Origin of the sequence: Flavobacterium sp. CF136, from assembly GCF_000282055.1 — a bacterium.
Lineage (GTDB): Bacteria > Bacteroidota > Bacteroidia > Flavobacteriales > Flavobacteriaceae > Flavobacterium.
The window spans coordinates 34,281-58,148 of the sequence record NZ_AKJZ01000010.1 but is presented as its reverse complement, the minus strand read 5'-3'; the positions used below and the strand labels follow the sequence as shown (position 1 = coordinate 58,148).

17 protein-coding genes and 1 tRNA gene are annotated in these 23,868 nt (G+C 33.5%); 6 read left to right on the top strand and 12 right to left on the bottom strand.

Going from position 1 to position 23,868, the window contains the following annotated elements; all coding sequences use genetic code 11:
- Window positions 1–11: 11 nt before the first annotated feature.
- Window positions 12–2,183 carry a S9 family peptidase gene (locus PMI10_RS03910; RefSeq protein ID WP_007804720.1) on the bottom strand — a complete coding sequence of 724 codons (2,172 nt, stop codon included), beginning with the start codon at window positions 2,181–2,183 and terminating at the stop codon, window positions 12–14.
- Between the two features lie 182 nt (window positions 2,184–2,365).
- On the opposite strand from PMI10_RS03910, the gene PMI10_RS03905 reads away from it, so the two are divergent.
- Together PMI10_RS03905 and PMI10_RS03900 are read left to right on the top strand one after the other, a co-directional pair.
- Window positions 2,366–3,664, top strand: coding sequence for a hydroxymethylglutaryl-CoA reductase, degradative (locus tag PMI10_RS03905; RefSeq protein WP_007804718.1), 1,299 nt, complete (start codon window positions 2,366–2,368; stop codon window positions 3,662–3,664).
- Window positions 3,665–3,782: 118 nt separating this feature from the next.
- Window positions 3,783–4,697: a GYDIA family GHMP kinase gene (locus PMI10_RS03900; RefSeq protein WP_007804715.1), complete on the top strand. Its 915-nt coding sequence runs from the start codon at window positions 3,783–3,785 to the stop codon at window positions 4,695–4,697.
- Window positions 4,698–4,731: 34 nt separating this feature from the next.
- On the opposite strand, the gene PMI10_RS03895 is transcribed toward PMI10_RS03900, so the two are convergent.
- From PMI10_RS03895 to PMI10_RS03865, 7 genes are all read right to left on the bottom strand, one after another.
- On the bottom strand, window positions 4,732–5,169 hold the full coding sequence (locus tag PMI10_RS03895) for a hypothetical protein (RefSeq protein WP_007804714.1): 438 nt from the start codon (window positions 5,167–5,169) through the stop codon (window positions 4,732–4,734).
- Window positions 5,170–5,486: 317 nt separating this feature from the next.
- Complete coding sequence (locus PMI10_RS03890; RefSeq protein ID WP_007804711.1) at window positions 5,487–7,586, bottom strand: peptidylprolyl isomerase; 2,100 nt, start codon at window positions 7,584–7,586, stop codon at window positions 5,487–5,489.
- A 109-nt stretch (window positions 7,587–7,695) separates the two neighbouring features.
- The gene (locus PMI10_RS03885) at window positions 7,696–8,955 is read right to left on the bottom strand and encodes a hemolysin family protein (RefSeq protein WP_007804709.1); all 1,260 of its coding nucleotides are present in this window, start codon (window positions 8,953–8,955) and stop codon (window positions 7,696–7,698) included.
- Between the two features lie 3 nt (window positions 8,956–8,958).
- Window positions 8,959–9,153, bottom strand: a complete 195-nt coding sequence (locus PMI10_RS03880) for a hypothetical protein (protein ID WP_007804708.1) — start codon at window positions 9,151–9,153, stop codon at window positions 8,959–8,961.
- 10 nt (window positions 9,154–9,163) lie between these two features.
- The gene (lptC, locus tag PMI10_RS03875) at window positions 9,164–9,721 is read right to left on the bottom strand and encodes an LPS export ABC transporter periplasmic protein LptC (protein ID WP_007804706.1); all 558 of its coding nucleotides are present in this window, start codon (window positions 9,719–9,721) and stop codon (window positions 9,164–9,166) included.
- Window positions 9,722–9,774: 53 nt separating this feature from the next.
- Window positions 9,775–11,004: a hypothetical protein gene (locus PMI10_RS03870; protein WP_007804703.1), complete on the bottom strand. Its 1,230-nt coding sequence runs from the start codon at window positions 11,002–11,004 to the stop codon at window positions 9,775–9,777.
- Window positions 10,997–11,731 (bottom strand): type III pantothenate kinase, encoded by a 735-nt coding sequence (locus PMI10_RS03865; RefSeq protein WP_007804702.1) that lies wholly within the window; start codon window positions 11,729–11,731, stop codon window positions 10,997–10,999. Before PMI10_RS03865 ends, PMI10_RS03870 begins: the two co-directional genes overlap by 8 nt.
- A gap of 143 nt (window positions 11,732–11,874) precedes the next feature.
- Here PMI10_RS03865 and PMI10_RS03860 point away from each other — a divergent pair.
- From PMI10_RS03860 to PMI10_RS03850, 3 genes are all read left to right on the top strand, one after another.
- Window positions 11,875–11,950, top strand: a tRNA-Phe gene (locus tag PMI10_RS03860).
- A 232-nt stretch (window positions 11,951–12,182) separates the two neighbouring features.
- On the top strand, window positions 12,183–13,679 hold the full coding sequence (locus PMI10_RS03855; RefSeq protein WP_007804701.1) for an MFS transporter: 1,497 nt from the start codon (window positions 12,183–12,185) through the stop codon (window positions 13,677–13,679).
- A gap of 14 nt (window positions 13,680–13,693) precedes the next feature.
- Entirely contained in the window at window positions 13,694–13,918 is a 225-nt protein-coding gene (locus PMI10_RS03850; RefSeq protein WP_007804699.1) for a DUF6814 family protein, read from the top strand.
- Window positions 13,919–13,997: 79 nt separating this feature from the next.
- Here PMI10_RS03850 and PMI10_RS03845 read toward each other — a convergent pair whose 3' ends face one another.
- From PMI10_RS03845 to PMI10_RS03830, 4 genes are all read right to left on the bottom strand, one after another.
- Window positions 13,998–16,871, bottom strand: a complete 2,874-nt coding sequence (locus tag PMI10_RS03845) for an alpha-amylase family glycosyl hydrolase (protein WP_007804697.1) — start codon at window positions 16,869–16,871, stop codon at window positions 13,998–14,000.
- A gap of 65 nt (window positions 16,872–16,936) precedes the next feature.
- Window positions 16,937–17,752: a SusE domain-containing protein gene (locus PMI10_RS03840; protein WP_007804695.1), complete on the bottom strand. Its 816-nt coding sequence runs from the start codon at window positions 17,750–17,752 to the stop codon at window positions 16,937–16,939.
- Between the two features lie 22 nt (window positions 17,753–17,774).
- The gene (locus tag PMI10_RS03835) at window positions 17,775–19,382 is read right to left on the bottom strand and encodes a RagB/SusD family nutrient uptake outer membrane protein (RefSeq protein ID WP_007804693.1); all 1,608 of its coding nucleotides are present in this window, start codon (window positions 19,380–19,382) and stop codon (window positions 17,775–17,777) included.
- A gap of 33 nt (window positions 19,383–19,415) precedes the next feature.
- On the bottom strand, window positions 19,416–22,391 hold the full coding sequence (locus tag PMI10_RS03830; RefSeq protein WP_007804690.1) for a SusC/RagA family TonB-linked outer membrane protein: 2,976 nt from the start codon (window positions 22,389–22,391) through the stop codon (window positions 19,416–19,418).
- A gap of 237 nt (window positions 22,392–22,628) precedes the next feature.
- On the opposite strand from PMI10_RS03830, the gene PMI10_RS03825 reads away from it, so the two are divergent.
- The gene (locus PMI10_RS03825; protein ID WP_007804688.1) at window positions 22,629–23,660 is read left to right on the top strand and encodes a LacI family DNA-binding transcriptional regulator; all 1,032 of its coding nucleotides are present in this window, start codon (window positions 22,629–22,631) and stop codon (window positions 23,658–23,660) included.
- Window positions 23,661–23,868 lie beyond the last annotated feature (208 nt).

Here is a 23,868-nt window from a genome sequence, read left to right as displayed (position 1 = left end):
CTAGAGTTGTTTTATAGATTTTCTTTGATAAAATTCGTCATTTTATTATAAAGCTGAATTCTCGTTTTCCCGCCGTAAATACCGTGGTTTTTATCCGGATATATCTGAGAATCAAACTGTTTATTTGCCTGGATTAAGGCTTCCATCATCTGCATGGAGTTTTGCACATGAACATTATCATCCCCAGATCCGTGAATCAATAAAAACTTACCTTTTAACTTATCAACATGATTTATTGGAGAATTTTGATCATAACCACTTGCATTTTCCTGTGGCGTCTGCATGTATCTTTCTGTATAAACACTATCATAAAAACGCCAATTTGTTACCGGAGCAACTGCAATTGCCATTTTGAAAACATCATTCCCCTGAAAAATACAGTTAGAAGCCATAAATCCGCCGTAACTCCATCCGAAAATTCCAATTCTCGAAGCATCAACGTAAGGATAAGCCCCAATTACTTTTGCTGCATCAATTTGATCTTCTACTTCGTACTTTCCTAATTCTTTTTGTGTCATTTTTTTGAAATCTGCACCTTTAAAACCAGTTCCTCTTCCATCTACACAAGCTACAATATAACCTTGTTGAGTAAGTGAAAGAAACCAATAATCGTCAGTATTATTCCAATCATTATTTACCTGCTGTGAACCCGGACCGGAATATTGGTACATGAAAACAGGGTATTTTTTTGAAGGATCAAAATCTTTTGGTTTTAAAATCCAGGCATTTAATTCGTTTCCTTTTGATGTTTTTAAAACAAAAAATTCTTTTACAGGCAAATTATAACCTTTTAATTTAGCTGAAAGTCCCTGATTGTTCTCGATAACCTGTAGTTCTTTACCTGTTTTTGACTCATTTAAAGTGTACGTTGTAGGCTGAGAAGCACTGGAGAAAGTATTAATGAAGAATTGGAAATTAGGGCTGAAAGTCGCCACATTAGTTCCTGTATTTTTAGATAAAGCTACTTTATTTTTTCCGTCTAATCCAACTCTGTAAATAGCTCTGTTAATTGAACCATTTTCTGTAGACTGATAGAAAATAGTTTTTGATTTTTCGTCGAAACCGTAATATGAAGTTACTTCCCAGTTTCCTTTTGTGACTTGATTTTTAAGCTTTCCTGTTTTATCATACACATAAATATGATTAAAACCATCTTTTTCGCTTGTCCAGATAAAGCTGTTGTCTTTTAAAAATGTCAAATTATCAGTAACATCAATATAAGCTTTATCTTTTTCATTAAAAATTACTTTCGCAGCTGCCGTTGTACCATCTATAAATAACAAATCAAGATTGTCCTGATGGCGGTTTAAAACCTGTGCCGATAAAACATTATTATCATTTGTCCATTGTAATCTTGCAATATAAAAGTCATTATAATTCCCTAAATCAACTTTTTTAGTTGCATTATTAGCCACATCGCAGATATGTAATGAAACTTCTGAGTTCTTCTCTCCCGCTTTAGGATATTTAAAAGTTTCAATTGTCGGATATAAATCTTTGTGAAACATTGACATTGAAAATTCAGGAACTGCAGTTTCGTCAAAACGAATATAAGCCAGTTTTTTACTGTCTTTACTCCAGTCAAAAGCCCGGACAAAAGCAAATTCTTCTTCATAAACCCAATCCGTAATACCATTTATGATTGCATTTTTCTTTCCATCAGATGTAATTTCAGTCGATTTTTTTGAAGCAACATCATAAACGTATAAATTATTTTCTTTTGCATAAGCAATTTTCGACCCATCAGGTGAAAAAGTTGGCTCCTGAACCTGAAAATCAAAAAGTTTGGTTAGTGATTTAGCAGTTATATCGTATAAAAAATAATCTGCTGTAAAAGAGTGGCGAAAGATTTGATTTGTATTACAAGCAATCAAAATCTTTTTTTCGGAAGCATCAAACGTATAACTGTCTATTCCGTCTGCAAGTTCCTTGTAATTTTTAGTATCGATTAAATTTGATACTTTTTTTAGTGTTGCAAAATCATACAAATCAATCTGCATACTTCTGCTGGCCTGGTCAACATTTAAAACGGTGTATTGATCCGTATTTTTTAACGATTGCAATTCATCCATTCCTTTAGCACGAAATGCCCCACTGTAAATATTTTCGACAGTTATTTTCTGTTGTCCAAAAACAGTAGCAACCAAAAATAAAAGAACAAGAGTAATTTTACTTGTATTCATTAGCATTTAATTTAAATATAAAAAAGAGTTCAATTTTAGTGAAAAAAATAAACATAATACACATTTTAACTGTTAAATGTTAAAAAAATAATATTTTATCGCCTTCCAAATTCTAAATAGATTATAAACAAAACTCTTAAATTGGTATCTTTGTCGCAACATTATTATTTAATATACTGAGAATGAACAACGCTGTTGCCGGATTTTCTAAATTATCCAAAAAAGAAAAAATAAACTGGATTGCCAAAGAATATTTTTCAAACCCCGAAGAGGCACTTAATATAATAAGAAATTACTGGAATTCAGATGAAAAGCTTCAGCAGCTGCATGATGAATTCATAGAAAATACGATCACCAATTTATACATTCCACTTGGAGTTGCCCCAAATTTTTTAATCAACGGAAAATATAAAACCATCCCAATGGCAATTGAAGAAAGTTCTGTTGTTGCAGCTGCTTCAAAATCAGCAAAATATTGGGCAACCCGTGGCGGATTTAAAGCAACAGTAATTGATACCGAAAAAATAGGCCAGGTACATTTTACTTTTAACGGAGATGCTGAGAAATTAGAATCATTCTTCAACCAAATAAAACCGAAATTTTTCTCCGATACGCAAAACATTACCAAAAATATGCAACAGCGTGGCGGTGGAATTCTGGATATACAGCTAAAAGACAAAAGGAATTTACTTGATAATTATTTTCAGCTGCATGCAACTTTTGAAACCAAAGACAGCATGGGAGCAAATTTCATCAATTCATGTCTGGAACAATTTGCAACAACTTTAAAAGAAGAAGCTCAAAATTCTGATTTAAATATTCAGGTTGTAATGAGCATTTTGTCTAATTACGTCCCAAATTGCATTGTCAGAGCTGAAGTTTCCTGTCCAGTCGAAGACTTAACAGAAAAACATATTTCTAATCCTCAGGAATTTGCCCAACGTTTTGTACAGGCAGTTCAAATTGCCGAAGTTGAACCTTTTAGGGCAGTAACACACAACAAAGGCATCATGAATGGTGTCGATGCAGTGATCCTTGCCACCGGAAATGATTTTAGAGCTGTAGAAGCAGGTGTTCATGCCTATGCTTCAAAAAACGGACAATATTCAAGTTTATCTCATGCTAAAATCGAAAATGGAATCTTTACTTTTTGGTTAGAAATCCCATTAGCTTTAGGAACTGTCGGTGGTCTGACTTCATTACATCCGTTAGTAAAATTATGCTTAGAGATTCTCGAAAAACCTTCAGCCAAAGAACTAATGGAAATAGTTGCCGTTGCAGGCTTAGCTCAAAATTTTGCCGCGTTACGTTCGTTGACAACGACCGGAATCCAGGAAGGCCATATGAAAATGCATCTGAACAATATCATTAACCAGTTTGAAGCCAACGAAGAAGAACGACATTTAATTAAAACACATTTCAAGAAAAATGTTGTCTCACACAGTGCTGTAGTGGCGTTTATTGAAAATTTAAGAAAATAATACATTCTCCTGAATACCTTTTTTATTGTTCAGGAGCTATTCCCGCTGTTCACTATATCTTTTGTGGCGAACCCCGCCACAAAAGGATACCGTTACCATCGGGGCTAAAAAATAAAGCATGAAAACAACCTTTTACAGTAACGGAAAACTCTTAATCACAGGCGAATACCTAGTTCTTGACGGCGCCAGAGCTTTTGCATTACCTACGAAATTTGGTCAAAATTTAATTGTTGAAGATGGCATAAATCAGGAAATTACCTGGAAAAGTTACGACTATGACAATCGTCTTTGGTTTGAAGACATTATTACTTTTTCTGAAATCATAAACAACCCTGTAACTAAAATAGAAACTGTAAAAACAACGCTAATCAATATTTTACACGAAGCTTATATTCTAAATCCGGATTTTATTAATTCTTCTGAGGGTTACAAAATCAGTACTCAGCTTACTTTTCCTAAAAACTGGGGACTGGGGACATCATCAACTTTATTAAACAATATAGCGCAATGGACTAAAATTGATGCTTTTACATTACTCAAAAACAGTTTTGGAGGTAGTGGTTACGATATTGCATGTGCTCAAAATAATACACCGATTGTATATCATTTAGAGCAGAATTTACCTATTGTAGAAATTACTCATTTCAATCCTGATTTTAAAGAGAATATTTATTTTATCTACCTTAATAAAAAACAAAACAGCAAAACTGCTATTAATGCCTACTATAATAACAAAAATGAACATTTAACCAAAAGCATTGTAGAAAACAACAAAATCACCGAAGCTATTTTAAATGCTAAAACAGTAAAAGAATTTGCATCAGCTCTCGAAAAGCATGAAATTCATTTAAGTGATATTTTAGAAACACGAACGATTAAAGAAAATGTTTTTTCAGATTTTAATGGAGTAGTAAAAAGCCTTGGCGCCTGGGGAGGTGATTTTGTAATGGTAGTTTCAAAAGAAAATCCTTCAGCATATTTTGCTTCAAAAGGATATGAAACGATACTTACCTATGATGAAATGATATTATAGGAGGATTTTTATATCTAAATATTTAAAACAAATCTCAATTGAAATTTACTTTCTTATTTTTATTATGTTTTGTTTCAAGCTGGCGAACTATTTGATTATCCTGCTCATTTGATTCAATAAGAGTATTATGTAAACGCTCTGCCATTTTTTCTATACTGTTTGTAATAGAATCGTACACCAGTTCCATTCTGCGGTGTTTTTCTTCTTTTACAGCTTTCAAAACATCTTCAACAAAAATTTTATCATATTTTTCAGCAACAGAATCACGTGTATTCGTCAATCGTATTACATTATCATTCCCTAATATAGTGACTTTAAAATGTTGCTCTTCATTACTTAAATAATATTTCCCTCCTAATTCATCACAATTGATGTCGGTAGCGCTAACTTTTAACAACTCACTAATTATTCCAAAAATATGATTTTCAATTTTGGAATATACTTTGGGTTTCTTCTTAAAAAACCTAAACATACAAATTATTATATGTTAAAACCTTCAAGTAATTTTTCTTCATTTTTTTCTACAATTTAAATTACACATGCTTGCTGTCTTCGAACGTAAATTCAAATTCTTCGGAAATTTCGAACAAATTAACAGTATTTTTTTAAATAACGCAAACGTTTGCATAATAATCATAATCCATACAAATCTATTAAGAAGCTGATCTTGAATTTTCTATCAAACCAAAAACTGAATTTTAGGCTAAAAACCTGAGATAATGGTACAAAAAAACCCGATACTTAAGTTTAAAAGTATCGGGTTTTATTTTTTAATTTATGTACTAAAAACTAGTAGTTAAATTGTAATCTGTTATCTTCAATTTTAGCGTTAGTTTTCAATGCCGGTAAAATTCTGCTGGCATCAGAAGTACTTTGTGCTTTTAATTTAGCAACATAAGCAGCATGATTAGCAATTGCCGGAGCTTTAACTGTGCTAATATTTTTTACAACATACACACCTGTATTTCCTTCAATTGGAGCAGAAACTTTATTTGCGGATAAAGCAAATGCATTTCCGACAACTTTAGGCTCTTGCCCAACTCCTCCTGGTAAAACAGGATTATCCATAGTAACATTTGTTGCTTGTTGTACTGCAACACCAGCACTTTTAGCGATAGCTTCAATACTTGAACCGGTCATTTTAGCTTTTAATATCTCTGCTTTTTTCTTGTTTTTCAAGATTGGCTCAACATAAGGTCTTGCAAGTGTAACTGATACTAAACCAGATTTGTTTTCGCTTTTGTATTGTGCAATTACATGACCAACATTTGCAATTTCAAAACGTTTTACATCTCCTTCACTTGTTTCTTTATCAAATGCCCATCTTATAATTGAACGTTGATTTCCTAATGGACCAAAAGCCTCATCCATTGCTTTTGCTGTTACAGGAGCTGCAACTTTTAATCCTAATTGTTTAGCTGTAGCATTAAAATCTTTGTCGGCAGCTTCCATTTCAAATTTAGTTGCCAATGTAAATACTTTATCAGAAGTAGCTTCAGAAGGCTGTATTTTTTGAGCAATTGTAGCTAAACGAATACCGTCTTGTTTGTCTGTAATTTTGATAATGTGAAAACCGAAAGGTGTTTCAACCAAACCAACTTTCCCAATTCCGTTATTGAATACAAAATCATTGAATGGTTTTACCATTTGGTTTGGACCAAAATATCCTAAATCACCACCTTGTTGTGCAGATGAGTCATCAGAACTTGTAAATGCAAGCATCATGAAACTATCCGGATTAGCCTGAACCTGAGCCAAAATACCTTCGGCTTTAGCTTTAGCTTCTTCTTTAGTTCTTTTTTCTTTTTGGTTTGGCGTCTGAGATCCTTCATAACCAATTAAAATATGGCTTGCTTTTGCATTAACACCTGCTTTAAATCCTAAAGATTTAGAAATAGCATAGTATTTTCCAAAAACATATGGTCCATAAATTTGACCCGGAGCTAAACTGAATAATTTATCTGCATCAACTGCAGGCAAAGAATTTTTAGCAATGTAAGTTGAGTCGTAAGGAACATCAGAATTAGCGTTTACAAATTCAGCAATGTTTGTTGCATTTCTAAAACCTGGTAATGTATCATTTGTTTTAGTTTTTGCATTGTACTCCACTCTTCCATTTAAAAGAGCAGTAATTTTTGCTTTAATTTCAGCCTCATCTTCTTTTGAAGGTTTGTCTTCAACTAACACATATTGAATTTCACGAGTAGCATCTGCCTTAAATTTTTTCTCGTTTTTCTTCATATAGTCAACAATTTCAGAATCTGAAATTTTTACTTCACTATCTTTGATAGAAGAATATAAAGCTCCTGCATAAGCAAAGTTTACTTTATTGGCTTCCATTTCATATTTCAATTTTCCTTCACTGGCAGTTGTATAAAGTCCTGCTTTTACAAGTGTATTATAAATTTGAAATTTTGCATTTAAAGTAGCTTCTTTCTCTTTTTCAGTAATAAACTGGGCTGCTTCCGGATTTGATTTGAAATATTCTTTGAATTTAACAATATCAAACATGCCTGCTGCATTTAAGAACATTGGATTTTTACCAATATTTGGATCAGCTTTTAAAACTTCCAAAAGGTGTTTTTCTCCAACTCTCAATCCTAATTTATCAAATTGAGCTGACAATAAAGCGATTGAAACCTCTTGATCCCATACTCTGTTTGCAGCTTCAGTGGTAGTAACTCCTTGTCCACTTTTTTCGACATTACTCACTTTAACTCTAAAGTCTTCAAATGAAATATCCTTTCCATCGATGCTTCCCACATCTTTTGAACTTTGACTAAATGTTCCTTTACCTATAAGATCTTGTATTATAAATGCAAATAATGCAAGTGCAATAACTCCTATCAATAATGCGGAACGCTGTCTAATTTTTGCTAAAACTGCCATTTTTATTATCGTTAATTTTATATTCAGTTTGCGAAAATACAATTATCTAGTTAATAACAATACAACTAGCCTTTTATTTTACGCAATTTTTTTAATTAGTAAAAAAAAATCACTCTTTTATAGACATTTTTACTAATTCTATTTTCTTGTTTGAGCATTCTTCTATCGAGAAATGATAATTCCCGATGGTTATTTTTTCGCCTTTTTGAGGAATATCTTTTGTAAAATCTACAATAAACCCACCTAAAGTTCCATAAGAATCATCTTCCGGGATTTCTAACTTATATGTTTCATTCAAGTATGTCACATCTAACCTTGTTGAAAAAAGATACTTCCCTTCTCCTAATTCCTGTTCGATCAATTCTTCGTCTGAATCATGCTCATCTTCGATTTCACCAAACAATTCTTCTACAATATCTTCAATTGTAATAATACCGGAAGTTCCTCCGTATTCATCCAAAACAACGGCTACATTTTTTCTTTTTTTGATAAGTAAACTCAAAGCATCTTTTATTAAAATCGTTTCCGGCACAAATTCAACTGCCATTAAAACTGATTTTATGGTTTTTGGTTTTTTAAACAAATCAAAAGAGTGTACATAACCCACAATATCATCAAGTGAATTTTGACTTACAACAATCTTAGAGTAGCCCGTTTCTATAAATAAGGATTTAAGATCCGAAATACTGTCAAACAAATCCACATCTACAATCTCTGTCCGGGGCGTCATAATATCACGTGCTTTTAAGCCTGAAAACTCTAATGCATTCTGAAAAATCTGAATTTCTGAATCAACTTCTTCATTATCTTCAACAGTACTCATTTGTTCTGTAATATAATTTCCGAGTTCAATTTTACTAAAATACAACTGTACCTGATCTCCTTCGGTTTTAAAAAATTTCCTTAAAACAAAATCGGAAATCCAGATAAAAAAAGTGGAAATATAATAAAACAACCGATAAAAAATATAGGCTGGAACAGCAAAAATCCTAATTAAGGAATTGGCGTAAATTTGAAAAAGAACTTTCGGAAAAAACTCGGCAGTTACCAAAATAATAAAAGTCGAAACTAAAGTCTGAATAAATAAACTTGTATAATCTGAAAATTGATATCCAAGATGAATAACGCATTTCAGAATCAGATCACCTGTAAAAAACCCATAAACAACCAATGCTATATTGTTTCCAATAAGCATTGCAGCAATAAATTTAGATGGTTTCTCAGTAAGTCTGGTGAGTATTTTGGAAATAAAATTATCTTGTTTCTTTTCAATTTCAAGATAAATCTTATTTGAGGAAATAAAGGCTATTTCCATTCCTGAAAAAAAGGCTGATAGTATTAAACACAGTATTATAATACTAATTTCCATTTTCTACTGTTTTTTATAATGATCGTCAAATTTCTTAGAAAATTTTCTTCTGAAAAAAAACATAAAAACACTTACACCTGCAATCAAAAAACTAAGCCAGGGAGTTCCATCAGGCTCATTTAGCTTTGTAATTCCATCATAAATAAAAGCAACTGCAATTAATAAGTAAACGTATTGTGTATATTTTAAATAACCCATAATTTATATTTTATTCTTCATTGGCTTCAATTTCACCGCTTACCCGTTGTGAATTTATCACTTTAAAATCTTTACTAAAATCTATTCCCTGACCATGAGAAACACCTTTTGCATCAGTAAGCTTAAACTTTCTTTCTGTATAAAACCACTCATTTTTCTGATCAAAGTATAATTGTTCTGTTTCCAGCATTTGTCCTGCCTCAGAAGTGATTTTTACTTTCCCCTGCAAATCAATTATACCGGTTTTTTTATATGAAACCGCATAATTTGCTACTATAAAAGTACGTTTTTGTTTTTTATCATATAAGGTAACATCAATCCCTTTGGGAAATTCCGTAAAAGGAAACTCAACACTGGAATAATCCAACATTTTACGACTTTTTAAAACACCGGTTATTCGTCCCGAATCTGTATATTTTATATTGACCGTATCTGCATCAGTCCCTGGAATAAATTCTGAAAAGTTAATTTTCTGAACTTCTTTAAAATTGCTTTCGCATCCAAAAAACAGTGTCACAGCAAAAACTGTGACAACGGTTATAATATTATGTCTTTTTGGTAAATTCATTTGCCAAATGTAGTAAATTGTAGCGAGCTTAAAAAAGCATATTTTTTATACTTTTAATTGAATTTATTTTTCACAAACCATCTATCATTAAAAGAGAAGCTAAGGCTGAAATTTATATAATTCTCCTGAATCAAGCCTGAAGAAACTGTTCCTTTTTTTCCATATTCAATTCCAAAGTTAACATTTGAAAATGATCCTGTAATAGGAAATCCTGCACCTAAAGTAACTCCTACATCTTTTATCGACTCATTATTAACCACCAATCCTATTTTTTCATATTTCATACCTGCTCTTAACGTTATTCTGCTGAAATAACTTGAGAATGATGTATAGTTCGGTATAAAATATCCTCCAATAGCATATTTAGAATAATTTTCATAACGAACTTTATCAGTGGTATTATAATAGTTCTCAAATTTTCCGCTGCCATGAAAAGCCAAAGTAGTACCGACCAACCATTTTCTTGCTTCTCCAATACCTGCACCAATAGTTAATCTGTTTGGTAATTGCAAAGTATTATTAACCGAAGCAAATACTACAGGATCCGGATCACCATCAACATCAATCGTTCTTTCACTTGTTGATTTTAAATTGCTCGAAAAGGTGTAGCTTAAACTGGTAAACAAGTTGATTTTTTTATGAATTTCGGTTTGATACATTGTCCCAATATTAAAATTGGCACCTGACAATTCTGAAGTATTAACCTCTCTTGTTCCATTTGAAACCCCTGTGATTACCTCCAGACTTGTTGTTTCAATTTTTCCAAAATTATATTGCAAATCAGCACCAACACTCCAGTTTGGCTTTATTTTATATCCTAATCCAAAGAAAACTTTATTTAAACCTCCTTTTCCTTCAAACTGATTACTTAGTGCCCCATCAGTAGCAGTATTATCATTTCGAATTTTATATCCAACTGAAGAAACCGGGATTAATCCGAAACCAAAACCAAATTTACCCATTGGTATCCCAAGAAGTAAATAATCAAAGGTTGATCTTTTGGCACTCGCATTTTCAGTATCCGTTTTTAATTTAGATGTACCATAAGTACCTCCTACAGTAAAAGTAGTTAGTTTCAAACTCGCATAACTTGAAGGATTTTCAACATTCATGTGAACACTATCCTGCTCCACCGAAACACCTGCCATCGATCTGTTTTCTATGGTTCCTTTAAATCTCATATCACCAATTCCATAAAAAGAATAAGGAGAGGATGTACCTTGCTGAGCTAATGAAACGAACGAGATAAGCAAACAGACGCTTAGTATAATTTTTTTAATCATTGTTGATTTTATATTGAAATGTTTGGTTCAAACTCTCAAGCAAGAAATTTGAATTGGCAAATATGGTATTTTTTAATCGTTTAGCCAAAAAATCTGTATCTCCGCCCGTTAAAATTATTATAAAATTTGAAAAATTTGCACGATATTCATCGATAAAACCGTCAATCTCATAGACGAAACCATTAACAACACCCGAATGTATAGCTTCTGCAGTAGTGTTTCCTATATATGATTCAGGCGCCTCCAAAGCCAGCAAAGGCAGTCTGGCTGTATAATTATGTAACGTTTCATAACGCAATCGAAGCCCAGGAGAGATTGCTCCTCCCAGATAATTATCAAATTCGTCGATAAAATCGTAGGTAATACAAGTTCCCGCATCAATAACCAATCTGTTCTGCTTTGGAAATTGCAAAGTTGCGCCGGAAGCCAAAACCATCCTGTCGATTCCTAAAGTTTTTGGAGTTCCATATTTATTTATAAACGGAAAAACATCTTCATGTGTCAAAAAATGTACATTAAGTTGATTTTCGAAAGCCAAAAAAGATTGTTTTTCGACATTTCCGACTGATGCAACAACCAAATCAGAGCAATTTTGAAATTTTTTTAAAATATTTTCAATTTTTTTTTCGAGCTCTTTTTTCTCAAAAACAAAATTTTCCAAAACAGTACTTCCCTCAAAGACAGCCGCTTTAATTCGAGTATTACCAATATCAATTGTTAAAACCATATTTTTTTATTTACCAATGCGAAGGTACGAATTGATTTTTTTTAAAAAATGTTTTGGATAAACTAAAAATCATTCTATATTTGCACCCGCAAACACGTTCACCCAACGCTATGAAAATAGAGATAAAGTGAGATAATTAGCATGGTGCCTTAGCTCAGATGGTAGAGCAATGGACTGAAAATCCATGTGTCCCTGGTTCGATCCCTGGAGGCACCACCAAAACCCGAATAGCAATATTCGGGTTTTTTGTTTTTATCAACTTCCTTCCCAATATTTTCAAAATCTCTCTTTCTTCCTTAAAAAATGAAGCCAAATTTCACTCAAAAAACAAATTGTCAATAAATAATCACTATTTGTTAAAAAAGTAGCAATTGAATAAATAAATATCTTTTATATTCGTAAAAAAATATTTTAAGTATTTATTTATTATCAATGACATATTAACAAGTTTATGAGTAAAACATCTACAAAAGGCATTTGGAAAGTGATTTCTGCCTCTTCAATGGGAACAATGATTGAATGGTATGATTTCTATATTTTTGGAAGTTTAGCTGTTGTGATCTCAACCAAATTTTTTCCAAGTGACAATCCCACCGCCGCGTTTCTGTCTACTTTAGCCACTTTTGCTGCCGGATTTGTAGTCCGCCCTTTTGGGGCTTTATTTTTTGGAAGACTTGGTGACATTATTGGCCGAAAATATACTTTTATGGCTACCTTATTATTAATGGGAGGTTCTACTTTTTTAATAGGATGTATTCCGAGTTATGAAACTATTGGTTTTTTAGCTCCTTTATTGGTTCTTCTCCTGCGTTTGCTACAAGGTTTAGCTCTTGGAGGGGAATATGGCGGAGCGGCCACTTATGTAGCTGAACATGCTCCTGCAGGACAAAAAGGATATTGGACATCATGGATTCAAACCACGGCAACTGTAGGTTTATTTATTTCGTTAATGGTAATTTTGGCAACAAAAACTGTTCTTTCGAGCGAAGAATTTGATACTTGGGGATGGCGTGTTCCGTTTTGGGTTTCAATAGTAATGGTAGGCGTTTCTTACCTGATCCGAAAAAACATGGATGAGTCTCCTGAGTTTGCAAAAGCGAAAAAAGAAGGCACAACCAGTACAAATCCGTTAAAAGAAAGTTTTGGTAATCGTTATAACTTAAAATTTGTTTTACTTGCTCTGTTTGGAGCTACCATGGGACAGGGAGTAGTTTGGTATACCGGACAATTTTACGCCATGAGCTTCATGAAAACCGTAATGAATATCGATTCTTCACAGGTTGATAGTTTATTAGGGATTGCTCTTTTGTTAGGAACTCCATTTTTTATTGTCTTTGGATGGCTGAGTGATAAAATTGGACGTAAATATATTATGATGGGCGGAATGTTGCTTGCTATTTTGCTTTACAGACCTATTTATAAAGCAATGTACACTACAACAGATACCAATCTTAAAACTGAAATTACAGAAAAAACAAAAATTACAAATGAATTAACCAAAACGAAAGATTCTGTTTATACTACTTATAAAGAATTTACCGACGGAACTGTATCAGTAGAGAAAAAAACTCTTTTTGCAACCAAAAAGGAAGCTCAGGTTACCACTTCAATTACAATCAATTCAGACGATGAATGGGCTTTAATTTTCTTAGTATTTGTACAGGTTTTATTTGTTACAATGGTTTACGGGCCAATTGCTGCCTTTTTAGTTGAAATGTTTCCGGTTAAAATCAGATATACGTCAATGTCACTGCCTTACCATGTTGGAAACGGAATTTTTGGAGGTTTGCTTCCTGCAATTTCTACTTATTTTGTAACTCATGCTAAAGATTCCGGCAAAACCGATTTTTATCTGGACGGTCTTTGGTATCCAATCGTAATAGCTTCTGTCTGTTTTGTAATTGGAATGATCTATATCGATAATAAAAATAAAACTACTCACCTCTAATTAAGATACTGATTATGAATCTAATTAAAAAAATATTAGGCATATTGTGGATTGTACTGGCAATTGCCGCAGCTTATTTTTGCATTTTTGAATTTGGTTTGCCAAAATTTCTTTCAGATAAACAAGATGATTTAGTATTCGGAATCATCATTCTGTTCATCTTGACTCCATTAATTGTTTTAGGATTGGGAACGTTTGGATATTTTGCTTTAATTGGAGAATACGATAAAGAAAAATAAATTATAAATAAAAGGGCTGTCTCGAAATAGACAGCCCTTTTGCATTACTAACCAAACCAAAATTTTAAAATCTGTTAATCTATTCTTTAATAAACTTCATTACTTGTATTTTGCTATTAGCATTCAGTGCTTTTACAATATATAAACCCGATTTTAGATCGCTTACGCCAAATTGAAAATCCGGATTCTCATTGGTTGTAAAACTTTTTACCAATTGACCGGAGATAGCATAAATTTCAACTTTTACAGAAGCAATGTTCAGCGTAAAATAATTTGAAACAGGATTTGGATACAAATTAACTGTAGTTCCTTTTTCAAAATCGGCAATAGCCAAACTAGCCTGCTTATTTCCGTAAACTCTAAATTCTCCTGCCGGAATACTTATCAAAGCATTAACATCTGTAACATTTATTGTAGTATTGTCCATTAAATTATACCACGTTCCAGGATATGAAAAACCTGTTGCAACGTTCTGTGTGGTTACATTAAAGTTGCCTAAAATCAATACATCCTTAAGTTGACCTGAATCTAAACTTGCATTCGTAATTTTAATATTTGCATACAAAGAACTTGTATTTGCCATTGTTGTTGTTCCCAAAAACACAGGCTCTTTCGTTTTTAACGCAATCATTTTGGCCCAATCGTAGTAAATTTTATTTCTGCCTGAATCTGACAACCAGCTTCCTGTCCATTGAGGCTGTGGTTTAGTGTCTAATTTACAATCTCCGGTAATAGTCGCCGAAGCATCATTTACGGTTCCATTATTACAAGTAAAAATAGAAGAATCCCAACCTAAGTCTCCAAAATGCCAAATCATTTTTGGCCCGGGAACTAACAATGAAACTGCTCCAATAGCTGACATTCTTGACAAAGCTGTACTTAATGTTTTTACATTATGTGCTGAATTTGCCGAATTTCCGTATTGAATATTTTTATACATCAGGCGTTCTTCGTCATGACTTTCTGCATAACCCATTAACCTATTTGTAGTAAAACCGTGACTTGAACCCGTCATTCTCGAAATATTACTTGTATATCCCATAGACAACTCATTATAAGCAGCATTCATATTACCCCACATCATGATTCCTTTGCTTGGCGATTCGGTAATTTTATAATTTGCCCATTGCTGCTCTTCTAAATCAGTCCCTAAATGTTCAAAAATAGTATAATGTGTAGCGTCTAAACTCCATGAATAATCTGCATACGATTTCAAAACATCAACTCTGTCCTGTTGATAAGCATTAGTACAACTTTCATCTGAAGCAGTGCAATTTTGAGTAAATCCTTTGGTTAAATCCCAACGTAAACCGTCAATTTTATACTCCTCAACCCATTGTTTGATTACACGTTTTACATAATTTTGAGTTTTAAGAGACTGGTGGTTAAAATCTTCACCAACGCTATAACTGTGTTTTGCAACGGTATTAAAATAAGGATTTTCAGTAGTTGGCGATCCAAAACCATCTCCGTCAGGATCATTCATCCACATTCTCACCATCGGATTTCTTCCAAAAGCGTGATTCAAAGCCACATCCAGAATAACTGCAATTCCGTTTTGGTGACATAAATCGATGAGTTCTTTTAATTTATCAGAACTGCCATAAAATTTATCCAAAGCCATATGAAAAGAAGTATTATAACCCCAACTCTCATTGCCTTCAAATTCCATTACAGGCATTAATTCGATAGCATTAATTTTAAGATTTTTAAAATAATCGATTCTGTCAATTAAACTTTGGTAATTTCTGTTTGCATCAAAATCACGAACCAAAACTTCATACACAACTAATTTATCTTTTTCGGGTTTTGTAAAATTGGTTACCTGCCAGTTATACGATGTTTGTCCGGTTTTTAAAACGGTTACTTCAAATTGCTGTCCTGATGGATAAACCGGCATATTTGGATAATTTATCGCTGGAATCGAAGCATCATCATAAGGAGATAAAACCAACGTAGAATAAGGATCGGCTGTTTTAACCAATGAAGGCGAATTTACTAATGGTGTCGCATCTCCTACCCAATATTGATAAGTATTATTCACTCCTAAAACCAGGCCCGATAATTCTAACCAAAATTTTCCTGAAATTGGGTCTTTTTTCATGGCAAATGCCGATGTAGGCTGCCAATTATTAAAACTTCCTGCAACGTAAACAAAATCTTTTAAAGGCGCATCCAAAACTAAAGTGGCTTTGGTAAAATCTGCTGAATTATAATTAATTCCATCAACCAAACCTGCTGGCATAGCCTCTGAAACTGTATTTGGATTTACCACAACCGAAAACTTTTTAGAGATTGTTGTCGCTCCTTGTGTCACCAATAATTCGTAACTCTGATTAGTCGTTATATTGGTGTGATTAAATGAATAGCTCACAGTACTTGTATTGGTATTGATAGTATTTCCGTTTGATTTTAAAACATAACCGGCAACACCATTTGTATTTGTGGCAACAATATTAAAATTAGAACCTGATGCTAAAATTGCAGTGCTGTTTTCTATAGGAGAAGTAAGTGCAACCTGAAAAGTACCTACTTCGGCTAAAATATCCTGTGATTTTTTATCTCCGGTTCCGTCTTTTGTTTTAACCAAAAAACCAATTCTGCCAATTCCGGTTGCATTGTAATAAGTAGCCGGTGTTATGGTTTTTGTATAGGTATCTGTTCCTGCGTTGTATGTAAATATACTCGCTGCGCTGGAAGCTGTCCACGTACCGTTGTTTGGTGTTCCTTTTGCAGTAGTGTCATTGGTATCAAAAGCCCATGCCCATAAATACAATTCATGAGTTCCAATAATTCCCCATGTAGTTTCATTGATGCTGTTTCCGTTAATTGTTATGGTTACGGCATCAGTTTCTTCAAAAGTAGCCGGACTTACGGAATATGTGACGGTTTGTTGCTGTGCAAAAACAATTACCGTAAATAAACTAAAAATTAAGAGTAATGATTTTTTCATAGTTTCGTTTAGTTATTAAAAAAGGCTATCCGCAGATAGCCTTTAATTTATTGGAACTTAAAAAATTAGTCTAATGTGATTGTTTTTGCAACATTGTCAATTTTCAAAACTCTGGATCCTGTTGGTCCTGTATATTTGAAATTGCTGTCGCCATCGCCAGCATTTACCAATTCTGAATCAATAGTATAACCCAATCCTGAATAATAAGTATAATTATGACTGGCATCCCAGTTACCATCACCTGTAAAGTTATTTCCTAAAAACTCTCTGAAAGCTTCTCCACTTTTAAGAACAACAGTTACCTGGTAAATATTTGTCTGACCAATAACTAAAGGAAATTCTGTTTCAGCATCGCCTGCCCATGTCCATCCTCCCGGAGTTGCAGCTCCTACCAACCAGTGAGAAGTAGCTAAAGGAACGTGGTAAGGAGTAGCCGTGAATGTATAAATATTAGAATATTGAGGCAAACCTGAAGCTCCTACAACCGATTTAATACGGATGTCTACTTTATTTTCTTGCTTTTCAACAAAACCTCCATTAACTAATGCTGAATTTAGTTCAGCTACCGTTAAAGCTTTAAATCTTGCAGTTGTATTTGATACTACGACCGGTGAAGCAAAATTAGTTCCTGCTTTACCAACTTCGATAACATAATTTACAACAGTTTCTGTTCCTTCATATTGAGCGTCATCCCAAACTACGGTTGTAGCAATATTATTTTCTGTTTCTTTAGAAAGAACAATACTAAAATCAGATTTTGGCGTTAATAACACTGGAGCAGTTGCTGCTTCAATAACTGGTCTGTCTTCTACATCATCTGCATTACATGATACTGCCAGTACACCAATGAATGCGATTAAAATTTTATATATATTTTTCATTTTTATTAATTTATAAGATTAGTTAGTATCCGGTATTTTGTTTTAAAGTCGGGTTTGCCTGAATATTTCTTGCAGGAATAGGCATTAAGTCTCTGTATGAGTCGGTAGCGCTACCATTTATAGAACCACCTTTCCACTGCCAGATTTTTGATCCTCCTGTAAATTTTCCAAAACGAATCAAATCAGTTCTTCTGTGACATTCCCAGAATAATTCTCTTCCTCTTTCGTCTAAAATAAAATCAAGCGTTAGTTGTGCAGTCCCAATAGTTGCTGCATTTGCCCTGGTTCTGATTTTGTTCACATAACCTAAAGCTGTTCCAATATTTCCTGTTGTAGCTCCTCTTAAAGTTGCCTCAGCATACATCAAATAAACATCAGTTAATCTGAACATTGGGAAATCGATATCCGGGATATCATTTCTTTGAGCTGCAGAACCATCAGAATTTTTATTGATGTATTTCGTTACAGCATAACCGTCTGTAAAAGTTCCAACATTTTTAATGTCTTTTGATTGACCGTTGGTATAAAATGTTCCTCTTTTATCTGCAATTGCATTTTCGTCAGGAAAAAGATTTACAAACTCTCTACGAGTTCTAATACCTTGCCATCCACCGTCCATACCTCTGGATGCTGCATCCATACTACCTCCAATAGAAGCGTGCATGATAAAACTCATTCCTCCTCCTATAGCTCTGATAGCATTACCATCGCCTATAATTGGAAAAATAACTTCAGTTTGAGCACCATTTCTGTCATTATCCGCAGAGAATAAATAACTGTAAGGAACTTCTGCAAAAGTATATCCTGAACCAGTAATGATTTCATTACACAATGTAGCAGCTTCGTTATTTCTTTCTACTCCTGTATATACTTTAGAATTTAGATAAATTTGTGCCAATAAAAATTTAGCGGCAGTTTTGTCTACCCTCCCATACTCGTTTGTTTTTGAGGCAGCTAAACTATTGTCTAAATCCTTTAATTCAGATTCTACATAAGCAAAAACTTCTGCTCTTGATTTTTGTACCGGATAAAAGAATCCCACAGGATCATTTTCTGTAGTGATTGGCACATTTCCAAATAAATCCATTAAGTTGTAATAGGAGAAAGCTCTCATAAAACGAGCCTCTGCCCTAAAAGTGGCAATTTCAGCTTTCAAATTTGCATCCACACCTCTGGCAGTTAGTTTCTCATCAGTAGTTTGTCTTAAAAACTCATTTGCTACACTAATGTGATAAAACGCTCTGGAGAATGTCCCTTCCAAAAATTCATTTGCAGGCGACCAGGTCTGAGCATTTAATGTTGGCAAAGTACCATCGGCCCAGGCAATAATAGCTTCATCTGTTGTAAACTCCTGTGTTACAAAAAGCAAACGTAAATAACTGCTAAAATCACCTCCAAGTCCGGCAATATCTGCAGAACCGTCGCCATCATTACCTCCTACATACAAACCTGCATATAATTTTGCCAATACTTCTTTGTATGATGCTGGATCCTGGAAAAAAGTTTCAGATAAAAATTCATCATCATCACCTGGCGTAACATCCAGATCGCTCGTACATGAAGTAAGCGTCATACTTAATCCTAAAATAAATAGGAGAAAATAAGATATATATTTAAATGATATTTTCATTTTGTTTATTTTTAAATTGTTTTAAGTGCCTTATTAGAAATTTGCATTTACTCCAAACAAGAAAGTTCTGGCTCTTGGGTAAACATTATTGTCAATTCCATTAAATTTCTCCGGATCTAAACCACCGTATTTCGTAAGTACAAAAACATTTTGAACTCCAGCTGTAAATCTTAGAGATGCTGCTTTTAATAACGTTTTATCAAAAGTATATCCAAGTGTAACATTATCTAATTTTATAAAAGAAGCATCTTTCACAAAATAGTTAGACAAATAACGTTGTGTCCCATTATCTTCAAAAGTGAAACCAGTGTTATAATAATCTGAACTCACATTAGACAAATCTGTTTGTCTTCTTAAGCCTGCATCAGAATATCCATAATTAGAACTTACGTTATCAAAAATATAATTTCCTAAACTTGCTCTCCAGTTCATTGTAAAATCAAACTTTTTGTAGTTTAAAGTAGAAAATAGACCAAAAGTATAATCCGGTGCTGGTTTATGGTATCTGTAACGATCACCTGCATCAATTTTTCCGTCTCCATTTCTATCAGCATAAGCGCCGGCAATTGGTCTTTTGTCAGCATCGTACAATTGCTCAAATACAAAAAATGAGTTTGGTGTAAACCCTACTGAATTAATCTGGATTTTATTTCCATTTCCACCGGCTATATTATCTCCTGCCAAATAACCTTGAAAACCCGGAACAGTAATTCCCAACTCAGAAATCTTTTGATCAACATAAGTAGTATTAAAAGCTACATTCCAGGTCAGGTTATCATTTTTAACGATATCAGACTGAATACTAAACTCAACCCCTTTTGTTCTTACACTACCAATGTTAAAAAAACCTTGATTTCTAATATTTGCTCCATCAGGAACTGCAATATCTGCTAATAAATCAGTTGATTTTTTATCAAAATAATTAATCGTTCCTGTAATCCTGTCATTAAAAAATCCGTAATCAATGCCTACGTTCATCTCAGCTAATTCTTCCCATTTGATATTTTCGTTATATCCTTCTGGTCTGGCTGTTGTATAAATAGTATTACCAAAAATGTATTGCGAATTAATTGTTCCTAAAGTTACCCGACGTAAATAGTCATACTGCGCCGTAATATCTTGTTGGCCGGTAGTACCGTATCCAACTCTTAATTTTAAAGTTGAAAGAGTTGCGTTGTCTTTTAAAAATTCTTCTTCAGTAACATTCCAGGCAAAAGCACCTCCGGCAAAATTCCCCCATCTGTTATCTTCAGAAAAACGAGAAGTTCCGTCTCTTCTATAATTTAAAGTCAATAAATATTTACTGTCATAACCTAAATTCAAACGTCCAAAGAAAGATTGTAAGTTGATATCCGGATCAGTAGCAATATCTTCATTAGGGTTTGGCTGTCTGGTTTCTCCTGATGAGTATTTTTCTTTTTGAAATAACTGGTAGTTATAACCTGTAGTTGCATCAATTTTAATTTTTCCTAAATCTTTAGTATAATTAAAATAAGCATTTAAGTTTTTATTTTGCAGCATATCTGTATAGCTGCTATAGTTTCCTAAATTCACATAACCAGGATCACTAAATGGTTTTGGCTGATATCCTAAAACGCTTTGAGTACTTACCTGAGTGTATCCACTGCTATCAAATCTATCAATACCTGCCTCAACAACAGCTCTCAAATCTTCAAAGAAATGAAACTTATAGTCCAGTCTGATATTTCCCCATTTTCTTGTCGAAGTAGCTCTGCGCTCATCCTGATTTAATCTTGCAACAGGGTTTCTTGCCGGTAATAATGGTAAGTTACCTGTAGGCTCCAACCATTCAAAATATCCTCCATAACGGGAACCCGCTTCGTAAACCGGCTGCGTTGGATCAAATCCGATTGCACTGCTGATTACCGGACCTTCATCCTGAAATTGATTTTTCCCAAATGATAAATTCCCGCTAATATCAATTTTTAAATGGTTATCAAATAAAACCGGGTTTAATGATATCGATGTCGTAGTTCTTTCAAAAGAAGTATTTCTTAGAATTCCCGGATTATCAACGTTACCGACAGATAATCTAACAGGCAATTTATTAAACAATGAACCACTTACAGAAATATTATTGTTAGTTGTAAGCGCTGTGTGAAAAATTTCATCCTGCCAATTTGTATTTGCAGTACCCAACAAAGCTTTTTGAGCCGCTGATCCTTTGGTATTTACTAATTCACGAAATTGATCTGCACTCATTACATCAACTGTATTTGCTACTGTATTGATACCAACCTGAGAACTGAAATTTACTTTTACAGCTCCTTTTGTTCCTTTTTTAGTTGTAATAACGATTACACCATTTGCTGCTCTTGATCCGTAAATTGCAGCAGCAGATGCATCTTTAAGAACCGTAAAAGATTCAATATCATTAGGATCAATTGTAGATAAAATACTTGTAGCTCCACTCGGAACCGCGTTGCTTAGAGGAAGTCCGTCTAAAACGATTAACGGCTCATTAGAAGCATTTAAAGATGACCCTCCACGAATTCGGATATCCGCTTTTGCTCCCGGAGCACCTCCTCCTGTTACGTTAACACCCGAAATACGGCCGCTGATTAAACTTTCGGGAGTTACATTAATTCCTTTATTAAATTCTTTTGAAGAGATTTGCGATACAGAACCCGTTGCGTCTTTTTTCTTAACGGTACCGTAACCTACCTGTACCACAACCTCTTTAAGTTGATTAGTATCTTCTTCCAGTGAAATATTTAGTGTTTTTTGACCATTATAATCAACGGTAGCGGTTTTGTATCCAATAAAAGAAACCGTAATTTTGTTTCCATTTCTTACATTAGACAGCTGAAAATTACCGTCAAAACCTGTCGATGTCCCTCCGGGAGCACCTTGTACATTTATATTTACTCCCGGGATTGGTTGTCCCGTTGCTTTATCGACAACAGTACCGTTTAAAGTGCTCTGAGCAAGCATACAAAATGGTAACAGCAGGAATAAAAATAACAACTTTTTGGAAATTGTTTTCATACTTTTTGTTTAAATTAGTTTGAGTTTTTGATTGTTAGTTAAGCTTTTAATTTTACTTCGAATTTCAAAATTAGAAATTAATTAACATGCTCAACATGAGGCAGTTTTTATTGGTTTACGAAAACGTGGTAGTGTTGAAAACTTTATATTTTATGTCGGTTTTTTAAGGATAAAATTGTCATTTTATAAAATTAAGCATACCTTTATTATCAATAACATTTTTTCCAAATTAGCATTATGAAGCGAAAAGTAACCCTGAAACAGATTGCAAAAGAGCTGGATGTGTCTATTTCAACAGTCTCAAAATCATTGCGAAACAGCTCTGAAATTGGCGAAGAAACACGTTTAAAAGTTCAGGCCTTTGCAAAGTTTTATAACTATAAACCCAACAACATTGCCCTTAGTTTAAAAAACCGAAAAACCAAAAGTATTGGCATTATCATTCCGGAAATTGTACACTATTTTTTCTCTACTGTAATTGACGGAATTGAACAGGTTGCCAACGAAAATGGTTATAGTGTAGTAATCTGTTTGTCGGATGATTCTTTTGATAAAGAAGTATTAAATATGGAAATGCTGGCCAACGGAAGCATTGACGGTTTTATCATGTCTCTTTCTAAAGAAACACAATTCAAAGGGGATTTTCACCATATTACCGAAGTTATCAATCAGGGAATGCCTGTAGTGATGTTTGATCGTGTGACTAATGACATTTTATGTGATAAAGTAATTATTGATGATAAAGCTGCTGCTTACGAAGCCGTTCAGAGTTTGATTGATAATGGAAGAAAAAAAATAGCTCTGGTGACTACTGTTGATTATGTAAGCGTTGGAAAACTAAGAACGGATGGTTATGAAAAAGCTCTTTTAGACAATGGATTACCATTTAACGAAGATTTGATCATAAAAATTGAAGATGTAGATACCTGCGAAATTACAATCAGCCAGCTTTTACACGATAGGGCCTTTGATGCCGTTTTTGCCGTAAATGAGCTTTTTGCCGTCACAATTATTAAAACTGCCAGCAAAATGGGACTTAAAGTTCCTGAAGATCTTGCTGTAATTGCTTTTACTGACGGAATTATCTCGAAATACTCAACACCAACGATAACAACAGTCAGCCAAAGTGGAAAAAAGATGGGTAATAAAGCAGCTAAAATGCTTATTGAAAGACTCGAAGCAGACCATAATGATGATGATGAAGAAAACGAAAATTATACCACTGAAGTTATTGAAACACATCTGATAAAAAGAGAATCAACAGACTAATTTTTAAACTATGAAAAATCAAAAGTGATAAAAACAACCTAAACTTTTAATTTTGCTTTCCACTTTTATCACTTTCCATTTTTAAGCAGCACTTTTTTCTTATTTAATTCATTACTACAACCTTGTAGTTAAAAATGTTTGGTCATATTTGTTTTTAGAAAACAAAAAATTGAAATATATTTATATATTTACAGCCAATTCAAAGCTT

Excerpts from the sequence above, each read along its gene's own strand:
- PMI10_RS03840 (WP_007804695.1), bottom strand. The coding sequence starts at position 17,752 with ATGAAAAATATATATAAAATTTTAATCGCATTCATTGGTGTACTGGCA.
- PMI10_RS03835 (WP_007804693.1), bottom strand. The coding sequence starts at position 19,382 with ATGAAAATATCATTTAAATATATATCTTATTTTCTCCTATTTATTTTA.
- lptC (WP_007804706.1), bottom strand. The coding sequence starts at position 9,721 with ATGAATTTACCAAAAAGACATAATATTATAACCGTTGTCACAGTTTTT.
- PMI10_RS03855 (WP_007804701.1), top strand. The coding sequence starts at position 12,183 with ATGAGTAAAACATCTACAAAAGGCATTTGGAAAGTGATTTCTGCCTCT.
- PMI10_RS03895 (WP_007804714.1), bottom strand. The coding sequence starts at position 5,169 with ATGTTTAGGTTTTTTAAGAAGAAACCCAAAGTATATTCCAAAATTGAA.
- PMI10_RS03865 (WP_007804702.1), bottom strand. The coding sequence starts at position 11,731 with ATGGTTTTAACAATTGATATTGGTAATACTCGAATTAAAGCGGCTGTC.
- PMI10_RS03885 (WP_007804709.1), bottom strand. The coding sequence starts at position 8,955 with ATGGAAATTAGTATTATAATACTGTGTTTAATACTATCAGCCTTTTTT.
- PMI10_RS03825 (WP_007804688.1), top strand. The coding sequence starts at position 22,629 with ATGAAGCGAAAAGTAACCCTGAAACAGATTGCAAAAGAGCTGGATGTG.
- PMI10_RS03905 (WP_007804718.1), top strand. The coding sequence starts at position 2,366 with ATGAACAACGCTGTTGCCGGATTTTCTAAATTATCCAAAAAAGAAAAA.
- PMI10_RS03870 (WP_007804703.1), bottom strand. The coding sequence starts at position 11,004 with ATGATTAAAAAAATTATACTAAGCGTCTGTTTGCTTATCTCGTTCGTT.
- PMI10_RS03880 (WP_007804708.1), bottom strand. The coding sequence starts at position 9,153 with ATGGGTTATTTAAAATATACACAATACGTTTACTTATTAATTGCAGTT.
- PMI10_RS03830 (WP_007804690.1), bottom strand. The coding sequence starts at position 22,391 with ATGAAAACAATTTCCAAAAAGTTGTTATTTTTATTCCTGCTGTTACCA.
- PMI10_RS03910 (WP_007804720.1), bottom strand. The coding sequence starts at position 2,183 with ATGAATACAAGTAAAATTACTCTTGTTCTTTTATTTTTGGTTGCTACT.
- PMI10_RS03845 (WP_007804697.1), bottom strand. The coding sequence starts at position 16,871 with ATGAAAAAATCATTACTCTTAATTTTTAGTTTATTTACGGTAATTGTT.
- PMI10_RS03850 (WP_007804699.1), top strand. The coding sequence starts at position 13,694 with ATGAATCTAATTAAAAAAATATTAGGCATATTGTGGATTGTACTGGCA.
- PMI10_RS03900 (WP_007804715.1), top strand. The coding sequence starts at position 3,783 with ATGAAAACAACCTTTTACAGTAACGGAAAACTCTTAATCACAGGCGAA.
- PMI10_RS03890 (WP_007804711.1), bottom strand. The coding sequence starts at position 7,586 with ATGGCAGTTTTAGCAAAAATTAGACAGCGTTCCGCATTATTGATAGGA.